This window comes from Nitrospirillum pindoramense, assembly GCF_007827955.1.
Taxonomy (GTDB): Bacteria; Pseudomonadota; Alphaproteobacteria; order Azospirillales; family Azospirillaceae; genus Nitrospirillum; species Nitrospirillum amazonense_B.
In genome coordinates this window covers 267,171-286,829 of sequence record NZ_VITR01000001.1, presented here as the reverse complement: position 1 = coordinate 286,829, position 19,659 = coordinate 267,171, and the positions used below count along the sequence as shown (strand labels likewise).

General features: G+C 68.8%; 18 protein-coding genes. 11 read left to right on the top strand and 7 right to left on the bottom strand.

The genetic code is table 11. From position 1 onward, the window contains the following. Positions 1–42: 42 nt before the first annotated feature. The 4 genes from FBZ90_RS01190 to FBZ90_RS01175 all read right to left on the bottom strand — a co-directional run bounded on the left by FBZ90_RS01190 (position 43) and on the right by FBZ90_RS01175 (position 6,050). Complete coding sequence (locus FBZ90_RS01190; protein ID WP_145729175.1) at positions 43–1,152, bottom strand: alcohol dehydrogenase catalytic domain-containing protein; 1,110 nt, start codon at positions 1,150–1,152, stop codon at positions 43–45. Positions 1,153–1,190: 38 nt separating this feature from the next. Continuing rightward, positions 1,191–2,054, bottom strand: a complete 864-nt coding sequence (locus FBZ90_RS01185) for an isocitrate lyase/PEP mutase family protein (RefSeq protein ID WP_145729173.1) — start codon at positions 2,052–2,054, stop codon at positions 1,191–1,193. A gap of 65 nt (positions 2,055–2,119) precedes the next feature. Then, the gene (locus tag FBZ90_RS01180; RefSeq protein WP_145729170.1) at positions 2,120–3,997 is read right to left on the bottom strand and encodes a hydantoinase B/oxoprolinase family protein; all 1,878 of its coding nucleotides are present in this window, start codon (positions 3,995–3,997) and stop codon (positions 2,120–2,122) included. A gap of 16 nt (positions 3,998–4,013) precedes the next feature. Next, positions 4,014–6,050 carry a hydantoinase/oxoprolinase family protein gene (locus tag FBZ90_RS01175; RefSeq protein WP_211101871.1) on the bottom strand — a complete coding sequence of 679 codons (2,037 nt, stop codon included), beginning with the start codon at positions 6,048–6,050 and terminating at the stop codon, positions 4,014–4,016. A gap of 364 nt (positions 6,051–6,414) precedes the next feature. Here FBZ90_RS01175 and FBZ90_RS01170 point away from each other — a divergent pair, with 364 nt between their 5' ends. The 4 genes from FBZ90_RS01170 to FBZ90_RS01155 are packed head-to-tail and all read left to right on the top strand — an operon-like array spanning position 6,415 to position 10,672. Beyond that, complete coding sequence (locus tag FBZ90_RS01170; protein ID WP_145729167.1) at positions 6,415–7,842, top strand: 3-isopropylmalate dehydratase large subunit; 1,428 nt, start codon at positions 6,415–6,417, stop codon at positions 7,840–7,842. 4 nt (positions 7,843–7,846) lie between these two features. Then, positions 7,847–8,449 carry a 3-isopropylmalate dehydratase small subunit gene (leuD, locus tag FBZ90_RS01165; RefSeq protein WP_145729165.1) on the top strand — a complete coding sequence of 201 codons (603 nt, stop codon included), beginning with the start codon at positions 7,847–7,849 and terminating at the stop codon, positions 8,447–8,449. A gap of 18 nt (positions 8,450–8,467) precedes the next feature. Then, positions 8,468–9,697 carry a CaiB/BaiF CoA transferase family protein gene (locus FBZ90_RS01160; RefSeq protein WP_145729164.1) on the top strand — a complete coding sequence of 410 codons (1,230 nt, stop codon included), beginning with the start codon at positions 8,468–8,470 and terminating at the stop codon, positions 9,695–9,697. A 30-nt stretch (positions 9,698–9,727) separates the two neighbouring features. Further along, positions 9,728–10,672, top strand: a complete 945-nt coding sequence (locus tag FBZ90_RS01155; RefSeq protein ID WP_145729163.1) for a hydroxymethylglutaryl-CoA lyase — start codon at positions 9,728–9,730, stop codon at positions 10,670–10,672. Positions 10,673–10,788: 116 nt separating this feature from the next. Here the strand turns inward: FBZ90_RS01155 and FBZ90_RS01150 are convergent, their stop codons facing one another. Together FBZ90_RS01150 and FBZ90_RS01145 are read right to left on the bottom strand one after the other, a co-directional pair. Then, complete coding sequence (locus tag FBZ90_RS01150; RefSeq protein WP_145729162.1) at positions 10,789–11,142, bottom strand: hypothetical protein; 354 nt, start codon at positions 11,140–11,142, stop codon at positions 10,789–10,791. Then, entirely contained in the window at positions 11,142–12,395 is a 1,254-nt protein-coding gene (locus FBZ90_RS01145) for a class I SAM-dependent methyltransferase (RefSeq protein WP_145729161.1), read from the bottom strand. Before FBZ90_RS01145 ends, FBZ90_RS01150 begins: the two co-directional genes overlap by 1 nt. A gap of 389 nt (positions 12,396–12,784) precedes the next feature. On the opposite strand from FBZ90_RS01145, the gene FBZ90_RS01140 reads away from it, so the two are divergent. The 7 genes from FBZ90_RS01140 (at position 12,785) to FBZ90_RS01110 (ending at position 18,759) form a co-directional block, all read left to right on the top strand. Beyond that, entirely contained in the window at positions 12,785–13,456 is a 672-nt protein-coding gene (locus FBZ90_RS01140) for a hypothetical protein (RefSeq protein ID WP_211101870.1), read from the top strand. 11 nt (positions 13,457–13,467) lie between these two features. After that, entirely contained in the window at positions 13,468–14,367 is a 900-nt protein-coding gene (locus FBZ90_RS01135; RefSeq protein ID WP_145729158.1) for a LysR family transcriptional regulator, read from the top strand. Positions 14,368–14,377: 10 nt separating this feature from the next. After that, positions 14,378–15,136 carry a GntR family transcriptional regulator gene (locus FBZ90_RS01130; RefSeq protein ID WP_145729157.1) on the top strand — a complete coding sequence of 253 codons (759 nt, stop codon included), beginning with the start codon at positions 14,378–14,380 and terminating at the stop codon, positions 15,134–15,136. 117 nt (positions 15,137–15,253) lie between these two features. Next, positions 15,254–15,943: an isochorismatase family protein gene (locus tag FBZ90_RS01125; protein ID WP_246130083.1), complete on the top strand. Its 690-nt coding sequence runs from the start codon at positions 15,254–15,256 to the stop codon at positions 15,941–15,943. A 37-nt stretch (positions 15,944–15,980) separates the two neighbouring features. Further along, positions 15,981–16,955, top strand: a complete 975-nt coding sequence (locus FBZ90_RS01120) for a polysaccharide deacetylase family protein (protein WP_145729156.1) — start codon at positions 15,981–15,983, stop codon at positions 16,953–16,955. Beyond that, a complete protein-coding gene (locus FBZ90_RS01115; RefSeq protein WP_145729155.1) occupies positions 16,952–17,866 on the top strand; it encodes a polysaccharide deacetylase family protein in 915 nt (304 codons plus the stop codon). Before FBZ90_RS01120 ends, FBZ90_RS01115 begins: the two co-directional genes overlap by 4 nt. Positions 17,867–17,964: 98 nt before the next feature. After that, positions 17,965–18,759, top strand: a complete 795-nt coding sequence (locus tag FBZ90_RS01110; RefSeq protein ID WP_145729154.1) for a GntR family transcriptional regulator — start codon at positions 17,965–17,967, stop codon at positions 18,757–18,759. Between the two features lie 45 nt (positions 18,760–18,804). Here FBZ90_RS01110 and FBZ90_RS01105 read toward each other — a convergent pair whose 3' ends face one another. Then, complete coding sequence (locus FBZ90_RS01105) at positions 18,805–19,656, bottom strand: SDR family NAD(P)-dependent oxidoreductase (RefSeq protein ID WP_145729152.1); 852 nt, start codon at positions 19,654–19,656, stop codon at positions 18,805–18,807. Positions 19,657–19,659: the final 3 nt, after the last annotated feature.

The window sequence follows — 19,659 nt, the reverse complement described above, 5'->3', positions numbered from 1 at the left end:
AGGGGAAGCCGTGACGACGGCGCGCGCCCGCTGGGGTTTGGGTTAGAACGGCGTGATGATCTGGCGGACGGCCTTGCCTTCGGCCAGGACGTCCATCAGCTCATTCACCTGGGCCAGGGGGCTGACCGAGGTCAGCAGCCGGTCAACCGGCAGCCGCCCCGCCCGCCACAGGGCGATGTAGCGCGGGATATCGCGGGCCGGGATGGACGAGCCCATGTAGCTGCCCATCAGCGTCTTGCCGTCCGCCACCAGCGACACCGCCGGAATGGTCAGCATCTCCGATGGGTTGGGCAGGCCCACGGTGACGACGCGCCCGCCCCGCCGCGCCGCGGCGTAGGCCTGGGCCAGCACGGCCGCCTTGCCCACCGTCTCGATCACCACGTCGGCGGCGGGCAGCGTCCCCGCCGCCTCCGGCGGCACCGCCTGGGCGGCCCCCAGTTCCAGGGCCAGGGCGCGCTTTTCCGGCGAGGGGTCGATGGCCGTCACCGGCTGCGCCCCGGCCGCCAGCGCGCCCAGCAGGGCGGCCAAGCCGACGCCGCCCAGGCCATAGACGCACAGGCTTTCGCCCGGCCGCACGGCGGCGGTGTTCATGACGGCGCCCACGCCGGTCAGGACGGCGCAGCCGAACAGGGCCGCCACCTCCACCGGCACGTCGGCGTCGATCTTCACCGCCGACCGCCGGTCGACCACCGCGTGGGTGGCGAAGGCGGAGACGCCAAGGTGGTGGTTGATGGGCTGGCCCAGGAAGGACAGGCGCCGGCCCCCGCGCATCAGCCGCCCCTCGCCATTGGCGGCGGCGCCCTGGGGACACAGATAGCCCTGGCCGGCGGCGCAGGCGGGGCATTGGCCGCAGGACGGCAGGAAGACCAGGACCACCCGGTCACCGGCGGCAAAGCCGGTATCCTCCGGATCGCCGACGGCGACGACCGTGCCGGCCGCCTCATGCCCCAGGGCCATGGGCATGGGGCGGGGCCGGTCGCCGTTGATGACCGACAGGTCGGAATGGCAAATCCCGGCCGCGTCGATCCTGACCAGCAGTTCCCCGGGCCGGGGATCGTCCAGCTGCACCGTCCTCAGCGACAGCGGCGCCTGGGCGCCGTAGGGGCGCTGGTTGTCGCCGCAGCGGGTCAATATCGCCGCCGTGATGTCCATGGCTTTCCTTCCCTTCCGCGTCTTGTCGGGGTGGCCGGTCAGACCGGCGGGGCCCACTTGGCCTCGAAGGCCCAGACGTCCTCGAACCCGATCATGGAGCAGAACTCCTTGAAGTTGGCGATGCCCTGGGGGTCGCCCTCGCCCTGTTCCTTCAGATCCACCAGCGCCTTTTCCATGGCGGCGACGGCGACCAGGCTGGTCAGGGACGGGTAGATGGCGAAGGCGTAGCCCAGCTCCGCCAGCACCTTGGCGTTGGGCACCGGGGTCAGGCCACCGTTGGCCATGTTGGCCATCACCGGCTTGTCGAAGGTGGCGCAGGCGGTGCGCATCTCCTCCTCACTGGTCAGTGCCTCGGGGAACAGCACGTCGGCGCCGGCCTTGGCATAGGCCTCCAGCCGGCGCAGGGTGCCGTCCAGCCCCTCGCTCTGCCGGGCGTCGGTGCGGGCGATGATCAAGGTGTTCCGCTTGTCCGCGCGGGCATCGCAGGCCACCTTGATCTTCTGCACCATGTCCTCCAGCGGGATCAGGCGCTTATAGGGGGTGTGGCCGCATTTCTTGGGGAATTCCTGGTCTTCCAGCTGGATGGCGGTGACGCCTGCCTGCTCATAGCCGCGCACCGTGTGATGCACGTTCAGCAGTCCGCCGTAGCCGGTGTCGGCGTCGGCGATCAGCGCGGCCTTGCTGGTCCGGGCGACAGTCGCCATGCGGTCCACCATCTGGGTATAGCTGGCGATGCCGGCGTCGGGCAGGCCGTAGGCCGACGCGGTCAGCCAATAGCCGGTGCCGTAGATGACGTCGAAGCCGACCTTGTCGGCGACGACGGTGGCGATCATGTCCTGGACGCCGGGAACCACGAAGAACTTCCCGGAGGCCAGCTTCTCACGAAGGATGGGATTGGACATTTTTCTCTGCAGTTAAAAGGGTGCGAGGACCCCGCCGCGCAGGCGCGCGCGGCGGGGTTGGATGATTATTCCGCAGCGACGCTGGCCGGATGCCAGACCGGCTGGCGCGGGGCCGGCAAACCAGTCTCTGCCAGGCAGTTGGCGCGTAGGGTTTCGATATCGGGGCCGAAGTTGAAGGTGGGGATGGTGGCACCCCGCGCGGCCCGCATCTGCGCCCGCAGGGTTTCCGTCGCCACCGCGTCAACCGTGCCGTCGACCAGCACCACGCCATAACGGCGGGCGCCGTCCACCGTCACCAGGCCCTGGCGCAGCTCCTTGGCCAGCAGGGCGGGGTCGCGCTCCAGCGGGTCACCCCAGCCGCCGCCGCCCCAGGTGATGAAGTGCAGCTGGTCACCCGCCTCGACCCGGTATTCCTCAAGCTTGTTGCCCAGGATGACCTCCGTCCCGTCGGCCTTGACCAGCAGCTTGCGGGCGCGGGCGCCCGGCTCCCCGCCGTTGACGCCCCAGGGCGGAACGAACCAGCGGTCGTCATGGATGGCGATGACGCCCGGTTCCAGGAAGCGATAGACCATGTTGATGCCGTTGCCGCCGCGGTGCAAGCCCGCCCCACCGCTGTCCGGCACCGTCTCGTAACGTTCGATGCGCAGGGGGAAGTACCGCTCCAGGAATTCGTTGGGCACGTTGGTGAAGCCTGGCCACAGCGAATGCCCGTCCGGGCCGTCGCCCATGGGGCGGCCGGGGATGCCGCCGAAGCCGATCTGGAACAGCTGGAACCATTTCCCCTGGCTGTCGGTGCCGGCATAGAACAGGTGCGGGCTGGAGGAGAAGCCGGCCGCGTTCAGGAACTGCGGCGTCTTCTGGCCCAGCAGGCCGCCCAGGATGTCGAACAGGCGGCCCAGGGCGTGGGTGCGGCCCGACAGCGCCGCCGGGAAGCGTGGCTTCAGCAGCGACCCTTCCGGGATGCGCACGTCGATCAGGTCGTAATAGCCGTCGTTGAATAGGATCTGCGGATCGAAAACCATGATCATGTAGATGCCGAAGAACATCTTCATCATGTTTTCGTTCAGGAAGAAGTTGATGGACGCGGAGGACTGCGGGTCCGTGCCATCGAAATCCAGGATCACGCGGCCATTCTCACGCCACATGGTGCACTTGATCTTATAGGGGCCGAAGCCCAGGCCGTCGTCGCAGACATAGTCCTGGAAGCTGACCGGCTCCTCGCTGACCGAGGTTTCGATCAGGTGCTTCATGGCGCGGTAGTTCCGCTCCAGCAGCATTTCGGTGGCGGAGACGTAGACGTCGTCGCCGAAACGCTCCGCCATCTCGATCACGCGGCGGGCGGCCACGCGGCAGGAGGCGATCAGGGCGTTCAGGTCGGCCTTGCACCAGGCCGGCGTGCGCACCTGGTGCATCACCAGCTTCACCAGATCCTCGTTATAGACGCCCTTTTTCCAGATCTTCACCGGCGGGATGCGCACGCCTTCCTGGAAGATGCTGGTGGCATCGATGGGCATGGACCCTGGGACCATGCCGCCGATGTCGGACTGGTGGCCGAACATGGAGGTGTAGGCCAGCAGGCGGCCGTCCTTGAACACGGGCAGCAACACCAGCCAGTCGTTGCTGTGGCTGATGGCGCCGCCGACGGAGTACGGGTCGGACAGGAAGATCATGTCCCCTTCCTCCACCGTGCCGTCGAAGCCGTCGAGGAAGGGGCCGATGTAGCTGCCGAACTGGCCGACGATCATGCGGCCCTTGTGGTCGGCGATCAGCGGGAAGGCGTCGCCCTGTTCGCGGATGCCGGGCGACATGGCCGTCCGCACCAGGGTGGCGTCCATCTCGATGCGGGCGTTGCGCAGCGCGTTCTCAATCACCTCCAGCGTCACCGGATCGACGGTGACCGGGTTGAACGGGGCGGCGTTGGCCTGGATAATGGTTGCGGGCATGGATGCGGTCCCCCTGTCAGGCCGGATTGATGAGGATGTTGCCGACCGCGTCGACCTGGCCGACGCAGCCCAGCTCGATGAGCGTCGTGGAGTCCATCTCGACCACGATGGCGGGGCCGGGAATGATGTCGCCGGCCCGCAGCTTGGCGCGGTCATAGATCACCGCCGGCCGCATGGCGCCGTCGGCCCACAGCTCATGATCACGGATTTTGGCCGCCGAGGGGTCGCCGTTGCCCTGCGGCAGGCGATGGGCCTCCAGTTCCAGGATGGGGCCCAGCGCCACGGCGCGCAGGTTCACCAGCTCATGCGGGCTGTCCATGTTGAAGGTGAACAGGCGGTGGTGCTCTTCATCGAAGCGGGCGGCGACGCCGGCCAGGCCGTCACGCGTCAACGTCTCGGCGTCGATGGACAGCGGCACCTCGAACGCCTGGCCATCATAGCGCACGTCCAGTTCGAACTGGGTGGTGATGTCCGCCGCGGCGATGCCCTCGGCCGCCAGCTCGGCGCTGGTCTGGGCCGCCATCTCCGCCAGCAGGGCCAGCACCTCGGCCTCGTCGGTGTCGATCAGGCGGCGGGAGAAGCTGCGCGCCGTCTCGGTGCGCATGCGGGTGGTGGCATCACCCAGGGCGCACAGCACGCCGGGGCTGACCGGGGACACGGCGGGCCAGCTGCCCATGAGGCGGGCCACCGCGTTGACGTGCAGCGGGCCAGCACCGCCGAAGCCCATCAGGGCGAAGTGGCGCGGGTCGTACCCCTGCTGCACCGAGATCATGCGCAGGGCGCCGAACATGTTCTCGTTGACGATGTCGATGATGCCGCGCGCCGCTTCCATCAGGCCGATGCCCAGGGCGTCGGCGACGGTCTGCACGGCCCGGCGGGCGCCCTCGCGGTCCAGGGTGAAGGTGCCGCCCAGCAGGGCTTCGGGCAGGTATCCCAGCACGACGTTGGCGTCGGTCACGGTGGGCAGCGTGCCGCCCTTGCCGTAGGCCACCGGGCCCGGCACGGCGCCGGCCGACTGCGGGCCGACGCGCAGCGCCTTGGTCAGTTCCGGCACATAGGCGATGGAACCGCCGCCGGCGCCCACCGTCTTCACGTCCAGCGAGGAGGCGCGCACCGACAAGTGGCCGACCTCGGTCGTGCGCACGCGCCGCGGCTCCAGGTTCTCGATGAGGGCGACGTCGGTGGAGGTTCCGCCCACGTCCAGCGTCAGGATGTTCCTGATACCGGCGTTCTTGGCCACCCACAGGGCGCCGGTCACGCCGCCGGCGGGACCCGACATCAGCAGCGAGACGGGATGCTCCTCCGACTTCTCCGATGACATGAGGCCGCCGTCGGAGCGCAGCAGCGAGAGGGAGCCGGCCATGCCGGCGTCGCGCAGCTTGGACCGCAGGTTGCGCACATAGCCGCCGACGATGGGCCGGACGGAGGCGTTGGCCACCGTGGTCAGGGTGCGCTCATATTCCTGCATTTCCGGCAGGACGACGTGGCTGAGCGAGATGGGCACGTCCGGCAGGATTTCCGCCGCCAGGGCGGCCACGCGCCGCTCATGCGCGCCATTGAGATAGGCGTTGATCAGCGACACGGTCAGCGCTTCCACGCCCTGCGCCTTCAGCGTTTCCAGGGCGGCGCGGATGTCGGCGTCATCGACCGGGCTGACCTCGTTGCCCTGGGCGTCCATACGGCCCTGGATCTCGACCGTGTCCTCCAGCGCCGCGAGGGGCGAGGGCTTGGGCCACACGATCCAGCCCGCCAGGCCACCCGGCACGAAGCTGCGGGCGATCTGCATGATCTGGCGATAGCCCTGGGTCACGATCAGGCCGACGCGGGCTCCCTTGCCCTCCAGCACGGCGTTGGTGGCCACGGTGGTGCCGTGCAGGAAGAAATCGACGTCGGCCGGGGAAATGCCGGCCTTGGCGCAAATCGCCTCGACACCGTTCAGGATGCCCACGGAGCTGTCGCGCGGCGTCGACGGCGTCTTGTGCCGCCAGAAATTCCCGCTGCCCTGGTCCAGCAAAAGCAGGTCGGTAAAGGTTCCCCCGACGTCTACACCCAATCGATACGCCATGTCGTCCCCGAACTGTTGTTAGCGCGATGGGGCGCGACCGCGCCGCGCCCCCGCGGGATCGGGCCACCGTATTCCCCGCCCCCGCACCCCCGCGCGGACCAAGCGCCGATCTGTCCACCCTGCGGTTTTCAGACGCTATGGCGATCCCACGGGAACGGCTTTTGCGGTCAACTGGCCCGGCTTCAAGGGCGCCCTGGCCCCGGACGGCGCGGCTGTCCGGCGGTGGCGCCCCACCTTCCCCCAGGATCATCCGCACATTTGCAGGTAGCCCGAAGGAAGGAGTTGATAAAGAGTATATCATTATGCCATTTGATGGAACACCGATTAGCTAGGGACTGGAACACCACCGCGAATGGGATCGACACTGGTTGAGAAGCTATGGTCGCGGCACCGTGTCGCCGACCTGGGCGATGGCACGGATCTGCTGTACGTCGACCGCGTGCTGCTGCATGAGCGCACGGGCTCCATCGCCTTGAAGGAGCTGGCGGAGACCGGACGCGCCGTGCGTCATCCCGGGCGCGCCTTCGTCTGCATGGACCATATCGTCGACACCCGCCCGGGCCGCGGGGACGACACGGTCATGCCCGGCGGCACGGCCTTCATCCGCGAGACGCGCGCGGGCGCCGCCGCCGCCGGCATCCATGTGTTCGACATCGGCCAGGACGACCAGGGCATCGTGCATGTCGTGTCGCCCGAGCAGGGCATCGCCCTGCCCGGCCTGACCGTGGTCTGCCCCGACAGCCACACCTGCACCCAGGGCGGCCTGGGCGCGCTGGCCTGGGGCATCGGCTCCAGCGAGGCCGCGCACGCCCTGGCGACCCAGACCCTGGTGGTACGCCGGCCCCGGCAGATGCGCGTGCGCTTCGAGGGCGCGCTGGGCGCCGGCGTGGGGCCGAAGGACATGATCCTGCACCTGATCGCCACGCACGGCGCCGACGGCGGCGCCGGCCACGCCGTGGAGTTCAGCGGGCCGGCCGTCAGCGCCCTGTCCATCGAGGGCCGCATGACGCTGTGCAACATGGCGGTGGAGTTCGCGGCCTGGACGGGCCTGTGCGCGCCCGACGCCAAGACCCTCGCCTGGATCGACGGCCGCCCGCGCGCCCCCAAGGGGGCCGACTGGGCGGCGGCCGTCGCGGATTGGGCGGAGCTGCGCAGCGACGACGACGCCGTCTTCGACCGCGAGATCGTCATCAACTGCGCCGACATCGCCCCCTATGTCACCTGGGGCACCAGCCCCCAGCACGCCGTTCCCATCGACAGCCGCGTACCCGCGCTGGAGGAGGCGCGCGATGCCACGGCGGCCACCGCCTGGCGCCGGGCCCTGGCCTATATGGACCTGACGCCGGGACAATCCCTGGCCGGCCTGCCCATCGACGGCGCCTTCATCGGCAGTTGCACCAACAGCCGCCTGTCCGACCTGCGCGCGGCGGCCGAGGTGCTGCGCGGCCGCAAGGTGGCACCCGGCGTGCGCGCCATCTGCGTTCCGGGGTCAATGCGGGTGAAGGCGGCGGCCGAGGCGGAAGGCCTGCACACCGTGTTCCTGGATGCCGGGTTCGAATGGCGCGAAAGCGGCTGTTCCATGTGCTTCTTCGCCGGCGGCGAGCATTTCGGCCAATCGCAACGGGTGGTGACCACGACCAACCGCAATTTCGAAAACCGGCAAGGGCCGGGCACACGCTCCCACCTGGCCAGTCCGACCACCGTCGCCGCCTCCGCCATCGCCGGGCGGCTGGCCGACGCCAGGGTGCAAGCCCTGCTTCCCCCAGCGGCAAAGGCTTGAGGCCATGGAGAAGTTCATCCGCCTGACCGGCGTGGCCGCCCCCCTGTACCGCCCCAACATCGACACCGACGCCATCATCCCCTCACGCGAGATGAAGCGGGTGTCCAAGGAAGGACTGGGCGAGGGCTTGTTCGCCGACTGGCGCTACAGCGACGTGGCTGCCCGTGTGCCCAACCCCGACTTCATCCTGAACCGTCCGCCCTTCGAGAAGGCGCCCATCCTGATCGGCGGCGCCAACTTCGGCTGCGGCTCCTCGCGCGAGCATGCGGTGTGGGCCCTGAAGGACTATGGCGTCCGCTGCGTCATCGCCCCGTCCTTCGGGGCGATCTTCCAAGGCAACTGCGTGCGCAACGGCATCCTGCCCCTGGTCCTGCCGGAGGAACGCGTGGCCGCCCTGGCCAACGCCGCCGATCCCCGCCCCGTGACCGTCGATCTCGAGGCGCTGTCCCTGACCATGCCGTCGGGGGAGGTGCTGACCTTCGCCATTCCGCCGGCCGACCGGCAGATGCTGCTGGAAGGGCTGGACCCGATCGGCGTCACGCTGAAGCGCCTGCCCGCCATCCTGACCTTCGAGGCGGAGCATCTGCGCCGTCATTCCTGGATTTGATCATGCCGAGGTTCTGTCATGCCTAATGAAGCGGCCCCCACCGACGCGACCCCTAACGACGCGGCCGGCCATGCCGCCCTGCCGCTGAGCGGCCTGAAGGTCGTCGAGTTCACCCATATGGTGATGGGGCCCGCGGTCGGCCTGGTGCTGGGCGACCTGGGCGCCGACGTAGTGAAGGTCGAGCCCATGGCCGGCGACAACACGCGCCGACTGATGGGGTCGGGCGCCGGCTATTTCCCCATGTACAATCGCAACAAGCGCAGCGTCTGCCTGGACCTGAAGTCGCCGGAGGGCCGGGAGGCGGCGCTGCGCCTGATCGCCCAGGCGGACGTGCTGGTGGAAAACTTCCGCCCTGGCGCCATGGAGGCCCTGGGCTTCGGCGAGGCGGCCATGGCCGCCCTGAACCCCGGCCTGGTCTATTGCTCGGCCAAGGGCTTTCTGTCGGGGCCCTATGAACACCGCGCCGCCCTGGATGAGGTGGCGCAGATGATGGGCGGGCTGGCCTACATGACCGGCCCGCCGGGCCGGCCGTTGCGCGCCGGCTCGTCGGTGATCGACGTCATGGGCGGGCTGTTCGGGGTCATCGGCGTGCTGGCGGCCCTGATCCAGCGCGGCAAGCTGGGCCGGGGCCAGACGGTGAAAAGCGCCCTGTTCGAGAACTGCGTCTTCATGGTGGGGCAGCACATGGCGCAGAAGGTGGTCACAGGTGTCGCCCCCCGTCCCATGCCCGTCCGCATCTCCGCCTGGGCCATCTATGACCTGTTCACCACCCGCGATGGCGAACAGGTCTTCGTCGGCGTGGTGACGGACGGGCAGTGGCAGGCTTTCTGCAAATCCTTCGGGTTGGAAGATTTGCTGGCGGATGAGACCCTGGCACGCAACACCGGCCGGGTGCAGGCCCGCGACCGCCTGGTGCCCCGCGTTCAAGCCCTGTTCGCGGACTTCGACAAGGCCGACCTGTTGCAGCGGCTGGAGGCCATCGGCCTGCCGTTCGCCCCTATCAACCGGCCGGAAGACCTGTTCGACGACGCGCACCTGAACGCCGCCGGCGGGCTGCTGGACCTGACGCTGCCGGATGACCGGCCCATCCGCCTGCCGGCCCTGCCGGTGGAACTGGACGGCCAGCGCCCCGGGGTGGTGCGGGATCTGGCCAAGCCGGGTGAGCATACGCGTGAGGTGCTGGCCGGCCTGGGCTATGGCGAGGCGGAGGTCGCGGACCTGCTGGCCCGCGGCCTGGCCGCCGGCTGATCCCCGATCGCAGCACGAAGGATACGAACGATGAGCGGCACGGCCATCGAGATTTCAGAGGTGGGACCGCGCGACGGCCTGCAAAGCATCAGCGCCCTCATGCCCACCGAGGCCAAGAAGGCGTGGATCGCGGCGGAGGCCGCCGCCGGCGTGCGGGAGATCGAGGTCGGGTCCTTCGTCCCCGCCAAGATCCTGCCGCAACTGGCGGACACGGCGGAGATCGTCGCCTATGCCCGCACCATCCCCGGCCTGACCGTGGCGGTGCTGGTGCCCAACCTGAAGGGTGCGCAGGCCGCCGTGGCGACCGGGGCGCACAAGATCACCATCCCGCTGTCGGTCAGCGAAACCCACAGCCTGCGCAACGTGCGCCGCACCCACGCGCAGATGCTGGAGGAGACGGCCGCCATCGCCGCCCTGATCCGGGAACAGCCCGAGGGAAGCCGGCCCAAGCTGGAGGGCGGCCTGTCCACCGCCTTCGGCTGCACGCTGGAGGGCATCGTGCCCGAGGCCAAGGTCCTGTCCCTGGCCGAGGCGCTGATGGCCGCCGGCTGCGATGAGGTCGGCCTGTCCGACACCACGGGCTATGCCAACCCGGCCCAGGTGCGGCGGCTGATCCGCAGCGTGCGTGGGGTGGTGGGCGATGCCGCCTGCACCGGCGTGCATTTGCACAACACCCGTGGCCTGGGCCTGGCCAACGCCCTGGCGGCGCTGGAGGAAGGAATCACCACCCTCGACAGCTCGCTGGGGGGGATTGGCGGCTGCCCCTTCGCTCCCGGCGCGTCGGGCAACATCGTCACCGAGGATCTGGCCTTCATGCTGGCGGCCATGGGCTATGACACCGGCATCGACCTGGAGCGCCTGCTGGCCGTGCGCCAGGTGGTGCGCGCCGCCCTGCCGGAGGTGGAGCTGTACGGCTTCACGCCCGACGCCGGCCTGCCCAAGGGCTACGTTCCCGGTTCCGCCTACGGCGCCTGACCCCCGCCCGGGGAGAACCGGGGGGCGGCCAGGCGCGACCGGGCCGCCCATAAGAAGAAGGGCGCCGATCCCCCCGCGGACCGGCGCCCTTCCCTCATGCGCCAGGCAGTCCCGCGTCAGCGGGCCAGTTCCTCGGCGATGTCCTCGCTGCTGCCGTCATGATCGGTCAGCGCCTCTTCCTCCTGCTGGACGACGCGCAGGATGCGGGCCAGGAACTCCTGCTGCCACAGCGCGCGCTCGGCCGCCTCGACCTTGCTGGGGGCGAAGTCCTCCACCTCGGACGGCAGAACCAGGCCTTTGGAGGCCAGTAGGCGTTCCAGCGTGTCCAGGCGCAGGCGGGTCACCGACAGTTCGCTGGCCAGCGCCATGGTGATGCACAGCAGGCGCTCATTCTCCCAGCTTTCCAGGAAGCGGGGACGCTTGCCCGTGGGCTTGGCCGACGCGCGGGCCAGGGCTTCTTGGATCGACATCACACCACCTCCTTGCGGGCGCCCACGACATGCCAGGCGGCCTTGCGTCCGTAATCCTCGCCCTTTTCCTGGGCCACGTCGGGGAACAGGGTGGTGTCCACCACCGCCATCACGCCGCCATGCAGGATGGTTTCCGCCGGGAAGCCGGCCTCCGCCATCCAGGCGTCGAGGTCCACCTCGTGCATCTTGGTCCAGAAGGGTTCCGCGTTGTAGAAGGCGTCCCAATCGCGCATCGCCTGCTCGAACAACGGCATGGTGGGGGCGTACTGCGGTTGTTCCACATGCAGAACGAAGCCGCCAGGGGCTAGCAGGCGGAAGGATTCGGCGAAGATCCGCTTCATGGACGCGTAGCTGGTCTCATGCAGGAACATCGTCGACTGCACCCAGTCGAAACCCCCGTCGGCGAACTGCGGCAGGCTTTCCACGTTGGCCTGGACGAAGCGGATGTTGTTCACACCCAGGCTCTTGGCGCGGGCCAGGCCGTAGCGCAGCATGGGCGCGCCCACGTCCACCGCCACCACCTCCGCGTCCGGGAAGGCCTGGGCGATGGGCACCGCGTTGTGGCCCAGACCGCAGCCGATGTCGAGGATGCGCTTGGGCTTGAAGTCCGGCAGGTTGGCCTTGACCCACTGGACCACCGCCTGGCCGCCGCCGTCATTGTAGCGGCCCAGCATGCCGCCGGTGGTGGCGAACAGGCCGGAGTCATAGTTGGCGGCGTTGGCCACGTCGCCGGGCCCATATTCGGTGTGATAGCTGCCGGGCATGCAGTGGTGGTCGATGGCGGCGATATAGCGCGGCAGCGGCATGGCCGGATCCAGGACCAAGCGGTCCTGGTCATCGCCGATCAGCGCCTGGGCGCGCTGCGCCAATTCCTCGCGCTGCCGCAGGGTGGCCCAGCGGCCCGCCTGCTGCCGGATCTCCATGGTGGAGCGGCGCAGCGCCGACCACAGGCGCCAGTAGGGATCCTTGGCCAGGGCGCGGCGCACCTCATGCCGATCCTTGAAATCCCGCCCGTGTTCGGACTTGAAGGCCGGTTCCACCCGGGTGTCGAACGCCGCCTTGACGCCCGGAAGCACCCGCGCGGCCAGGTGGCGGTTCATCTGCGCCAGGAAATTGAACCGTTCGACCTCGTCATGGGTCAGCTTGGGGAAAATGCCGTGCTTGCCGACCACGCGGTAATCCGGCGGGCCGTCATAGCTCCCCTGGGTCGCCACCGGCGCCCCCTTGGTAACCGCTTTTGCAGAACCGTCCATAATCATCGCCTCCACATAATGCGGATGTCCCTTGGGCGTTCCCGCCCGTCATGACCATCCCGCCATCGCCACCCCAGGGCGGCGCCGTTCCGCCGTCCCTTCTTGCGAGGACGGGGAAGGCATGACGATGCCGCCCAATGAAAGGGTAGATCGGGATACCGGGCCCGTACCCACATCCAGTTGTCCTTTGCCACAAACTCAAGATGTGAAGACCCACAAGCGCCATTTGTGCGGATTCTACCGCCGGTGATTGGACCGCCGGCCGCACCAATTCCGAATATGTCTGGACATAAAGGGGTCTCGCCCCACCGGCGCCGCCGGAGAACCAGCCCCCGCGCAAGGCGGGGGCATCGACGACAGGGTACAGGCACGTCATGGAATTGCTGGGAATGTATTTGGATCAGCACCTGCTGCTGCGGTGGCTGCACATCATCGCCATGGCCTATTGGCTGGGCGGCGAGTGGGGCGTGTTCAACGCCGCGCGCAACATCGCCAACCCCGCGCTGACGCTGGATGAGCGCCGCCGCCACATGGAAACGGCGTACCGCATCGACATCCTGCCGCGCACGGGCATCATCCTGCTGCTGCCGCTGGGCCTGCACATGGGCTACAACCTGGGGACCCAGCCGCTGGGCGGCCCCTGGCTAGTGGGCATGTGGATCTTCGTGGCCTGCTGGGTCGGCCTGGCGCTGACCGCCTTCTTCAAGCGCGGCACGGACCTGGGCATCCTTCTGACCAAGACGGACGAGGCCATCCGCTACGTCGTCATCCCGGCGCTGTTCCTGACGGGCGTCTACAGCCTGATCACCGGCGGGCCGTTCACCGCCCACTGGTACGCGGCCAAGGCGACCATCTTCTCCGGCCTGCTGGTCATCGGCCTGATCCTGCGCTACGTCATGCGCGACTGGGTCATGGCCTTCCGCAAGCTGGCGACGGAGGGATCGACGCCCGAGCTGGAGAACCGGCTGGCCTCGCTCATGGCTTTCTCGCGCAAGCTGGCTTACTTCTACTGGGCTGGCATCATCACCATGGCCTTCCTGGGCACGGTGAAGCCGTTCTGATACGGGTGCCCATGGAACTGCGCGACCTCGAATACTTCCTTGCCGTGGCCGAGTGCGGCAGTTTCACCCTGGCGGCGCACAAGCGGGGACTGAGCCAGCAGGCCCTGTCCAAAAGCCTGGCGCGGCTGGAAGAGCAACTGGGCGTGCCCCTGCTGGAGCGCACGCCCAAGGGCGTCCTGCTGACCCGCATGGGCGAGGCGTTGCGCGTCAGGGCCCAGACGGTGCTGGCGGAGGTGTCCCACTTCCGCCGCGACGTCGATGTCGCCCTGGGGCGCAGCACCAGCCAGTTGGCGTTGGCGCTGAGCCCGGTGCCGTCCGCCGGCGTGGGCCGCAACGCCGTGATCCGGTTGCAGCGGCGTTATCCGCGCCTGAACCTGCGCATTGACGGCGGACTGGCGCCGCAGTTCGTCCGGATGCTGCTGGCGGGGGAGATCGACCTGGCGGTGACGACGGGTGGCACCGACGTCGATCCGCAGATCATGGTCACGCCCCTGGGCGACGAGCGCTGGCTGGTCGTTGGCCGGCGGGACAATCCGGTGCTGTCGCAGGCCACGTCCATCACCGACCTGCAGGACGCCGAGTGGATATTCGGCAAGCTGCCCGAGGGGCTGGACGAACCGGTGGACGCGCATTTCCGCGAGGCCGGCGTTCCACCCATCCAGCCGCGCATCAGCACCACGTCCCTGCCCTTCGCCATTTCGGTGCTGGAGGCGACGGACATGCTGGCCATCCTTCCCCGGTCCCTGGTGGCCGCCGCCCCCGGCCTGATGGGCCGGGACCTGGCCCAGGGCCGCTGGACGACACCGCTGGTCGCCATGCGGCGCCGGCGGGCCGTCTCCTCGGTCGCCGCGACCGACCTGATCGCCATCCTGCAGGAGGAGGCCCGACAGGCAGGCGCGGACATAGAATGAGCAGGATGCGGTGAACACATCTAAACGCCCGGCCACCCGCCCAGCCGCCGGCCAAGCCCCCCGCTACCGGCAGGTGGCGCAGATCCTGCGCGCGGCCATCGGCAACGGCACCTACAAGGTGGGCGACCTGCTGCCGGGGGAAATCGAGCTTTGCGCCCTACATGACATTTCGCGCCACACCGCGCGTGACGCCCTGCGCCTGCTGACGCAGGAGGGGCTGGTGGTTCGCCGCCGGCGCGCCGGCACCGTGGTCAGCGCGCGCCCCGGACCGGCGATGTTCGTGCAGCCGCTGGGCGGCTTCCAGGATCTGCTGCAGTACGCCGGCGAGGCGCGGCTGAAGATCATCTATTACGGCGTCGCCCCGGCGGACGGCCTGGCCGCGACCCTGAACCTGGCGCCCGAGGATTGGCGGGAATTGCGGGGCTATCGCGGCAGCGGCGCCCAGACGGTGGGGCTGGCCCGCATGCTGATCCGCAAGGATTGCGCCCCCACGGCCACCGAGATCGACAACGCCAGCTCGGTCGCCGGCGCCATCGAGGCCCGCTTCGGCGTCGTGGCGGACCGGGTGGACCAGCGCATCAGCGCCATGACCCTGACGCCGCTGCTGGCGCAGTTGCTGGGCGCACCGGCGGGGGACGCCGCGTTGCATACCCAGCGCCAGTACCGCGACGCCCCCGGCCGCCTGTTCCTGGCGACGGAGACGGTGCATCCGGCCGGCCGCTTCGCCTACGTCACCAGCTATACCCGCGAACGGACGGACGTGGAGTGAAGCCAACCGCGACACCCCACGAGGAAACGTCGTTTCGGGGTTGAGTCAGCGCCGGCAATGCCTTAGAAAGGCATAAAGATATATCAATAAAGAACGGGCTGAGAAGGGGACGGCAGTATGCGCTTTGAACCGACCATGGTGCGCGAGCAAAAGACCGCGCGGGAGATTTTCGAACAGGTCAGGGCCAACCCCGCACGCGCCAAGTTCGGCTTCGGGCAGCGGCTGGCCATCGTCAACGTCGATTTCCAGCAGGCCTACACCCGGCCCGACCTGTTCCCCAAGACCGCCTACGTCACCGACCCCGACCAGATCGCCCATGTGAACCGCATCAGCGCCGCCGCCCGGGCGGCCGGCTTCCCCGTCATCTGGACGCGGGTGGCCTACAAGGCCGATGGCGGGGACGCCGGTGTCTGGGGCACGCGCACCAACACGCCGGACAGCCTGCAGAACATCCGCCGCGACAGCGACCGCCACGCCTTCGACCCCCGGGCGGAGATCGATGCGGCGGTGGACCTGGTCTATGACAAGCGCATGCCGTCGGCCTTCTTCGAAAGCCCGCTGGCCAGCTATCTGGTGTGGCACAAGATCGACACGGTGGTGGTGACCGGCGGCAGCACCTCGGGCTGCGTGCGCGCCACGGCGGTGGACAGCCTGTCGCACGGCTATCGCACCATCGTCCCGGAAGAGTGCGTGGCCGACAAGCACGAGTCCTATCACTACGCCAACCTGACCGACCTGCTGCTGAAATACGCGGACGTGGTGGCGGTGGCGGAGGTCGACGCCCATCTGGCGGCGCTGCGGACCTGACCCCCTTCCCATTCCCCTCTTGAGCCGGGAGCCCCCCATGCACGGCGATCCCAATCTTTATGATTTCTGGCCCTACCGCGACCGGCCCAAGATCACCTGGCCCGGCGGCAAGAAGGTGGCGTTCTGGGTCGCGCCCAATATCGAGTTTTATGAGCTGGACCCGCCGGGCAACCCCTCGCGCAAGCCCTGGGGGCGCCCGCATCCGGATGTGGTGCCCTATTCCGCCCGCGACTGGGGCAACCGCGTGGGCCATTGGCGCATGATGGATGTGATGGATGAGTGCGGCGTGCGCGGCAGCGTCAGCCTGTCGGTCGCCATGCTGGACCACCATCCGGAGATCATCCGCGCCTGCGTCGACCGGGACTGGGAGTTCTTCAGCCACGGCATCTACAACACCCGCTATTCCTACGGCATGACCGAGGCGCAGGAGCGCGCGGTGATCGAGGACAGCATCCGGTCGGTGCAGGACGCGACCGGCCAGCGCATCCGGGGGTATCTGGCCCCGGCCCTGACGCACACCGAGCGGACGCTGGACCTGCTGGCCGAATACGATTTCTGGTACAGCTGCGACCTGTTCCAGGACGACCAGCCGCAGCCCCTGAAGGTGAAGGGCGACAAGCGCCTGATTTCCATGCCCTACAGCCTGGAGGTCAACGACGTCATCACCTATGGCGTCTATCACCAGAGCCCGCGCGCCTACGCCGACACCCTGATGCGCCATTTCGACCAGTTGCTGGAGGAAGGGGCGGAGACGGGAACCGTCATGTGCATTCCGCTGCACGCCTATCTGGTGGCGCACCCCCACCGCATCGGCCCCTTCCGCGAGGCCCTGCGCTACATCACCGGCCACCGCGACGATGTCTGGGTCACCACGGCCAAGGACATCGCGCAGTTCTATCTGTCGTCCCATTACGACCAGACGCTGGCGGACATAGAGGCGCGCGGCTGCGCCCGCCCCGGCACAGGCTTCAACCCCGCGCCATCGGGCCAGGCCCAGGGGGACCGTTCATGAGCACCCTGCCGGAAAGCTACCTCACCTATCCGCACCGCCATGCCGGGCCGGACCATGCCCATTACCCGGCCGCCCCCCTGCCTGAACGGCCGGCCATCCGGCTGCCAGGCGACCGCACGCTGGGCCTGTGGGTCGTGGTCCCGCTGGAATTCTTCCCCCTGAATCCATCGGGGCAGCCCTTCAAGGCGCCGGGGGCCATGCAGACCCCCTATCCCGACCTGCGGCACTACACGACTCGCGACTACGGCAACCGCGTCGGCGCCTACCGCCTGCTGACCCTGTTCGGCAAGCTGGGGCTGCGGGCCACCTTCGCCATCCAAGGCGCGGTGGCGGAGCGCTACCCCGCCCTGGTGCGCGATGTGGTGGCGGATGGCCACGCCGTCTGTGCCCATGGCTGGGACACGGACAGCCTGCACCATTCCGCCCTGCCGGCGGATCTAGAGCGTTCATATATCGACCGCACCCTGGACGCGCTGTCGGCGGTCACCGGCCGACGCCCGGACGGTTGGATCAGCCCGGCGCGGGCGGAGGGCTTCCAGACCCCGGCACGCCTAGCCGCCGCCGGCATCCGCTGGTTCGCGGACTGGGCCCACGACGACCTGCCCACCGCCTTCCATACCGAGGCGGGCGACCTGACGGCCCTGCCCCTGTCCAACGAGCTGGACGACTGGCAGATCCTGATCACCCATGCGCGGCCGGAACAGGAATGGGTGACGCAAGTATCGGACGCGGCCGATTGGCTGTTGGCCGAGGCGGCGGCCCAGTCCAGCCCACGCCTGCTGACCCTGACCGTCCGCCCCTATGTCAGCGGCCTGCCCTATCGCGTCAAGGCGCTGCGGGACAGCCTGGCCAACGTGCTGAAACGCCCGGGATGTGGTAGCGTCAGCCCTGACGACATAACCCCTGGTTGAAGGCCGCGACAAACGGCGCCCCTTGCATCGGGCGCCGTTTGCCCTAAAGCTCCTTGGCCAAAAACAACCTCGCCACCAAACCGCAGCCGACGGGATACATGGACCATTCCCCAGCCGACACAGGACTGACCCCGGACCAGTTGGACCACACGGCGCCCACGCCGCTGTACCACCAGATTTTCCTCGTCCTGCGGGAGAAGATCCGCAATGGGGAGTTCCCGGCGAACTCGGTCATGCCGGGGGAGCAGGAACTGGCCAAGCTGTTCAACGTGTCCCGCATCACCGTGAAGCGCTCGCTGAACGAATTGGCGGCGCACGACCTGGTCAGCCGCCATCGCGGACGGGGCACGGTGGTGACGGCATCGGCGACGCTGCCCCAGGTTCACGGCAGCTTCGACAATTTGATCGAAAGCCTGAAGACCATGGGCCTCGAAACCGAGGTCGAGGTGCTGGACATCACCGAGCCGGGGTCGCCGCCGGCCATCGCCGCCCTGCTGGATGTGGAAGCGGGGACGCCGGTGCAGCGGGTGGTGCGCCTGCGCAAGCTGGCGGGCGAGCCCTTCTCCTACATCGTGCAGTTCATGCCGCTGGACATCGCGGCCGGCATCAGCCGCACGGACATGGAGACGGTCCCCACCCTGGTGTCGCTGGAGCGCATCGGCTTCGCCCCGCATGAGGCGGAACAGTGGATCACCGCCGTGGCCGCCGAGCCGCCGGTGGCCGCCGCGCTGGAAATGGCGCCCGGCGCCCCCGTCCTGCGGGTGGAACGGGTGGTCCGGGACAAGAGCGGACGGGGCGTGCAGATCATTCACGCCAACTACCGGCCGGACCGCTTCAAGTACCACATGCGCTCAGGCCGCAAGGCGATCGGCGGCTGGAAATCCGAAGGGTGACGGAAGGCGCCGGCCAGCGTCGATCGGCCGGCGCCCCGGAACCGCTCAGTGCGGTTCCTCACCCCCCGACACGTTCATGCTTTCCGCCGTGATGTAGACCGCCTCGTCGGAGCAGAGGAAGGCGACGGCGTTGGCCGTGTCCTGCGGCAGGCCCGGCCGGCCCATGGGAATGCGGCCCTTCATGGCGTCCAGATATTGCTCCAGCGTCAGGCCCAGCTGCTTAGAGAAATACTCGTTCTGCCAGGCGCCCAACCCCGTGGTGACGTGGTTGGGGCAGACGTTGTTGACGGTGATGCCGTAGCGTCCCAGCTCAATGGCGGCGGAGCGCACCAGCCCGACCAGGCCATGCTTGGACGAGCAATAGGCCGCCGCGAAGGGAAAGCCCGACTTGGCCGCCTGGCTGGCGATGTTGACGACGCGGCCACCCCGCCCGGCCGGCACCATGATCTCCGCCGCCGCCTTCAGCCCGTTGAAGCAGCCCGTCAGGTTGACGTCGATGACCGCCTGCCATTCCGCAGCCTCGGTCTCCAGCAAGGGCTTCATCAGATAGCCGATGCCGGCGTTGTTGATCCAGAAGTCCAGGCCCCCCAGGCGGTCGACGGCGAACGCCGCCAGGGCCCGCATCTGCGCCATGTCCCGCACATCGCAGGTGACGGTCTCGACACGCGCGCCGGTGTCGGCGGCGATGGCGGCCGCCACCGCCTGAAGTTCGGAGGTGGCGCCGATCATGCCGTCCGGCGTGGTGGCATCCGTGGCGCGGCCAATGTCCGACAGGACGACCGCGGCACCATCGGACGCCAGCCTGCGGGCGATGGCCTCACCCAAGCCCTGGCGGCGCCCCGCGCCCGTGACCACCGCCACCTTGCCGGCGAAGCGGCCCTGTCCCTGCTGCTGCATGAT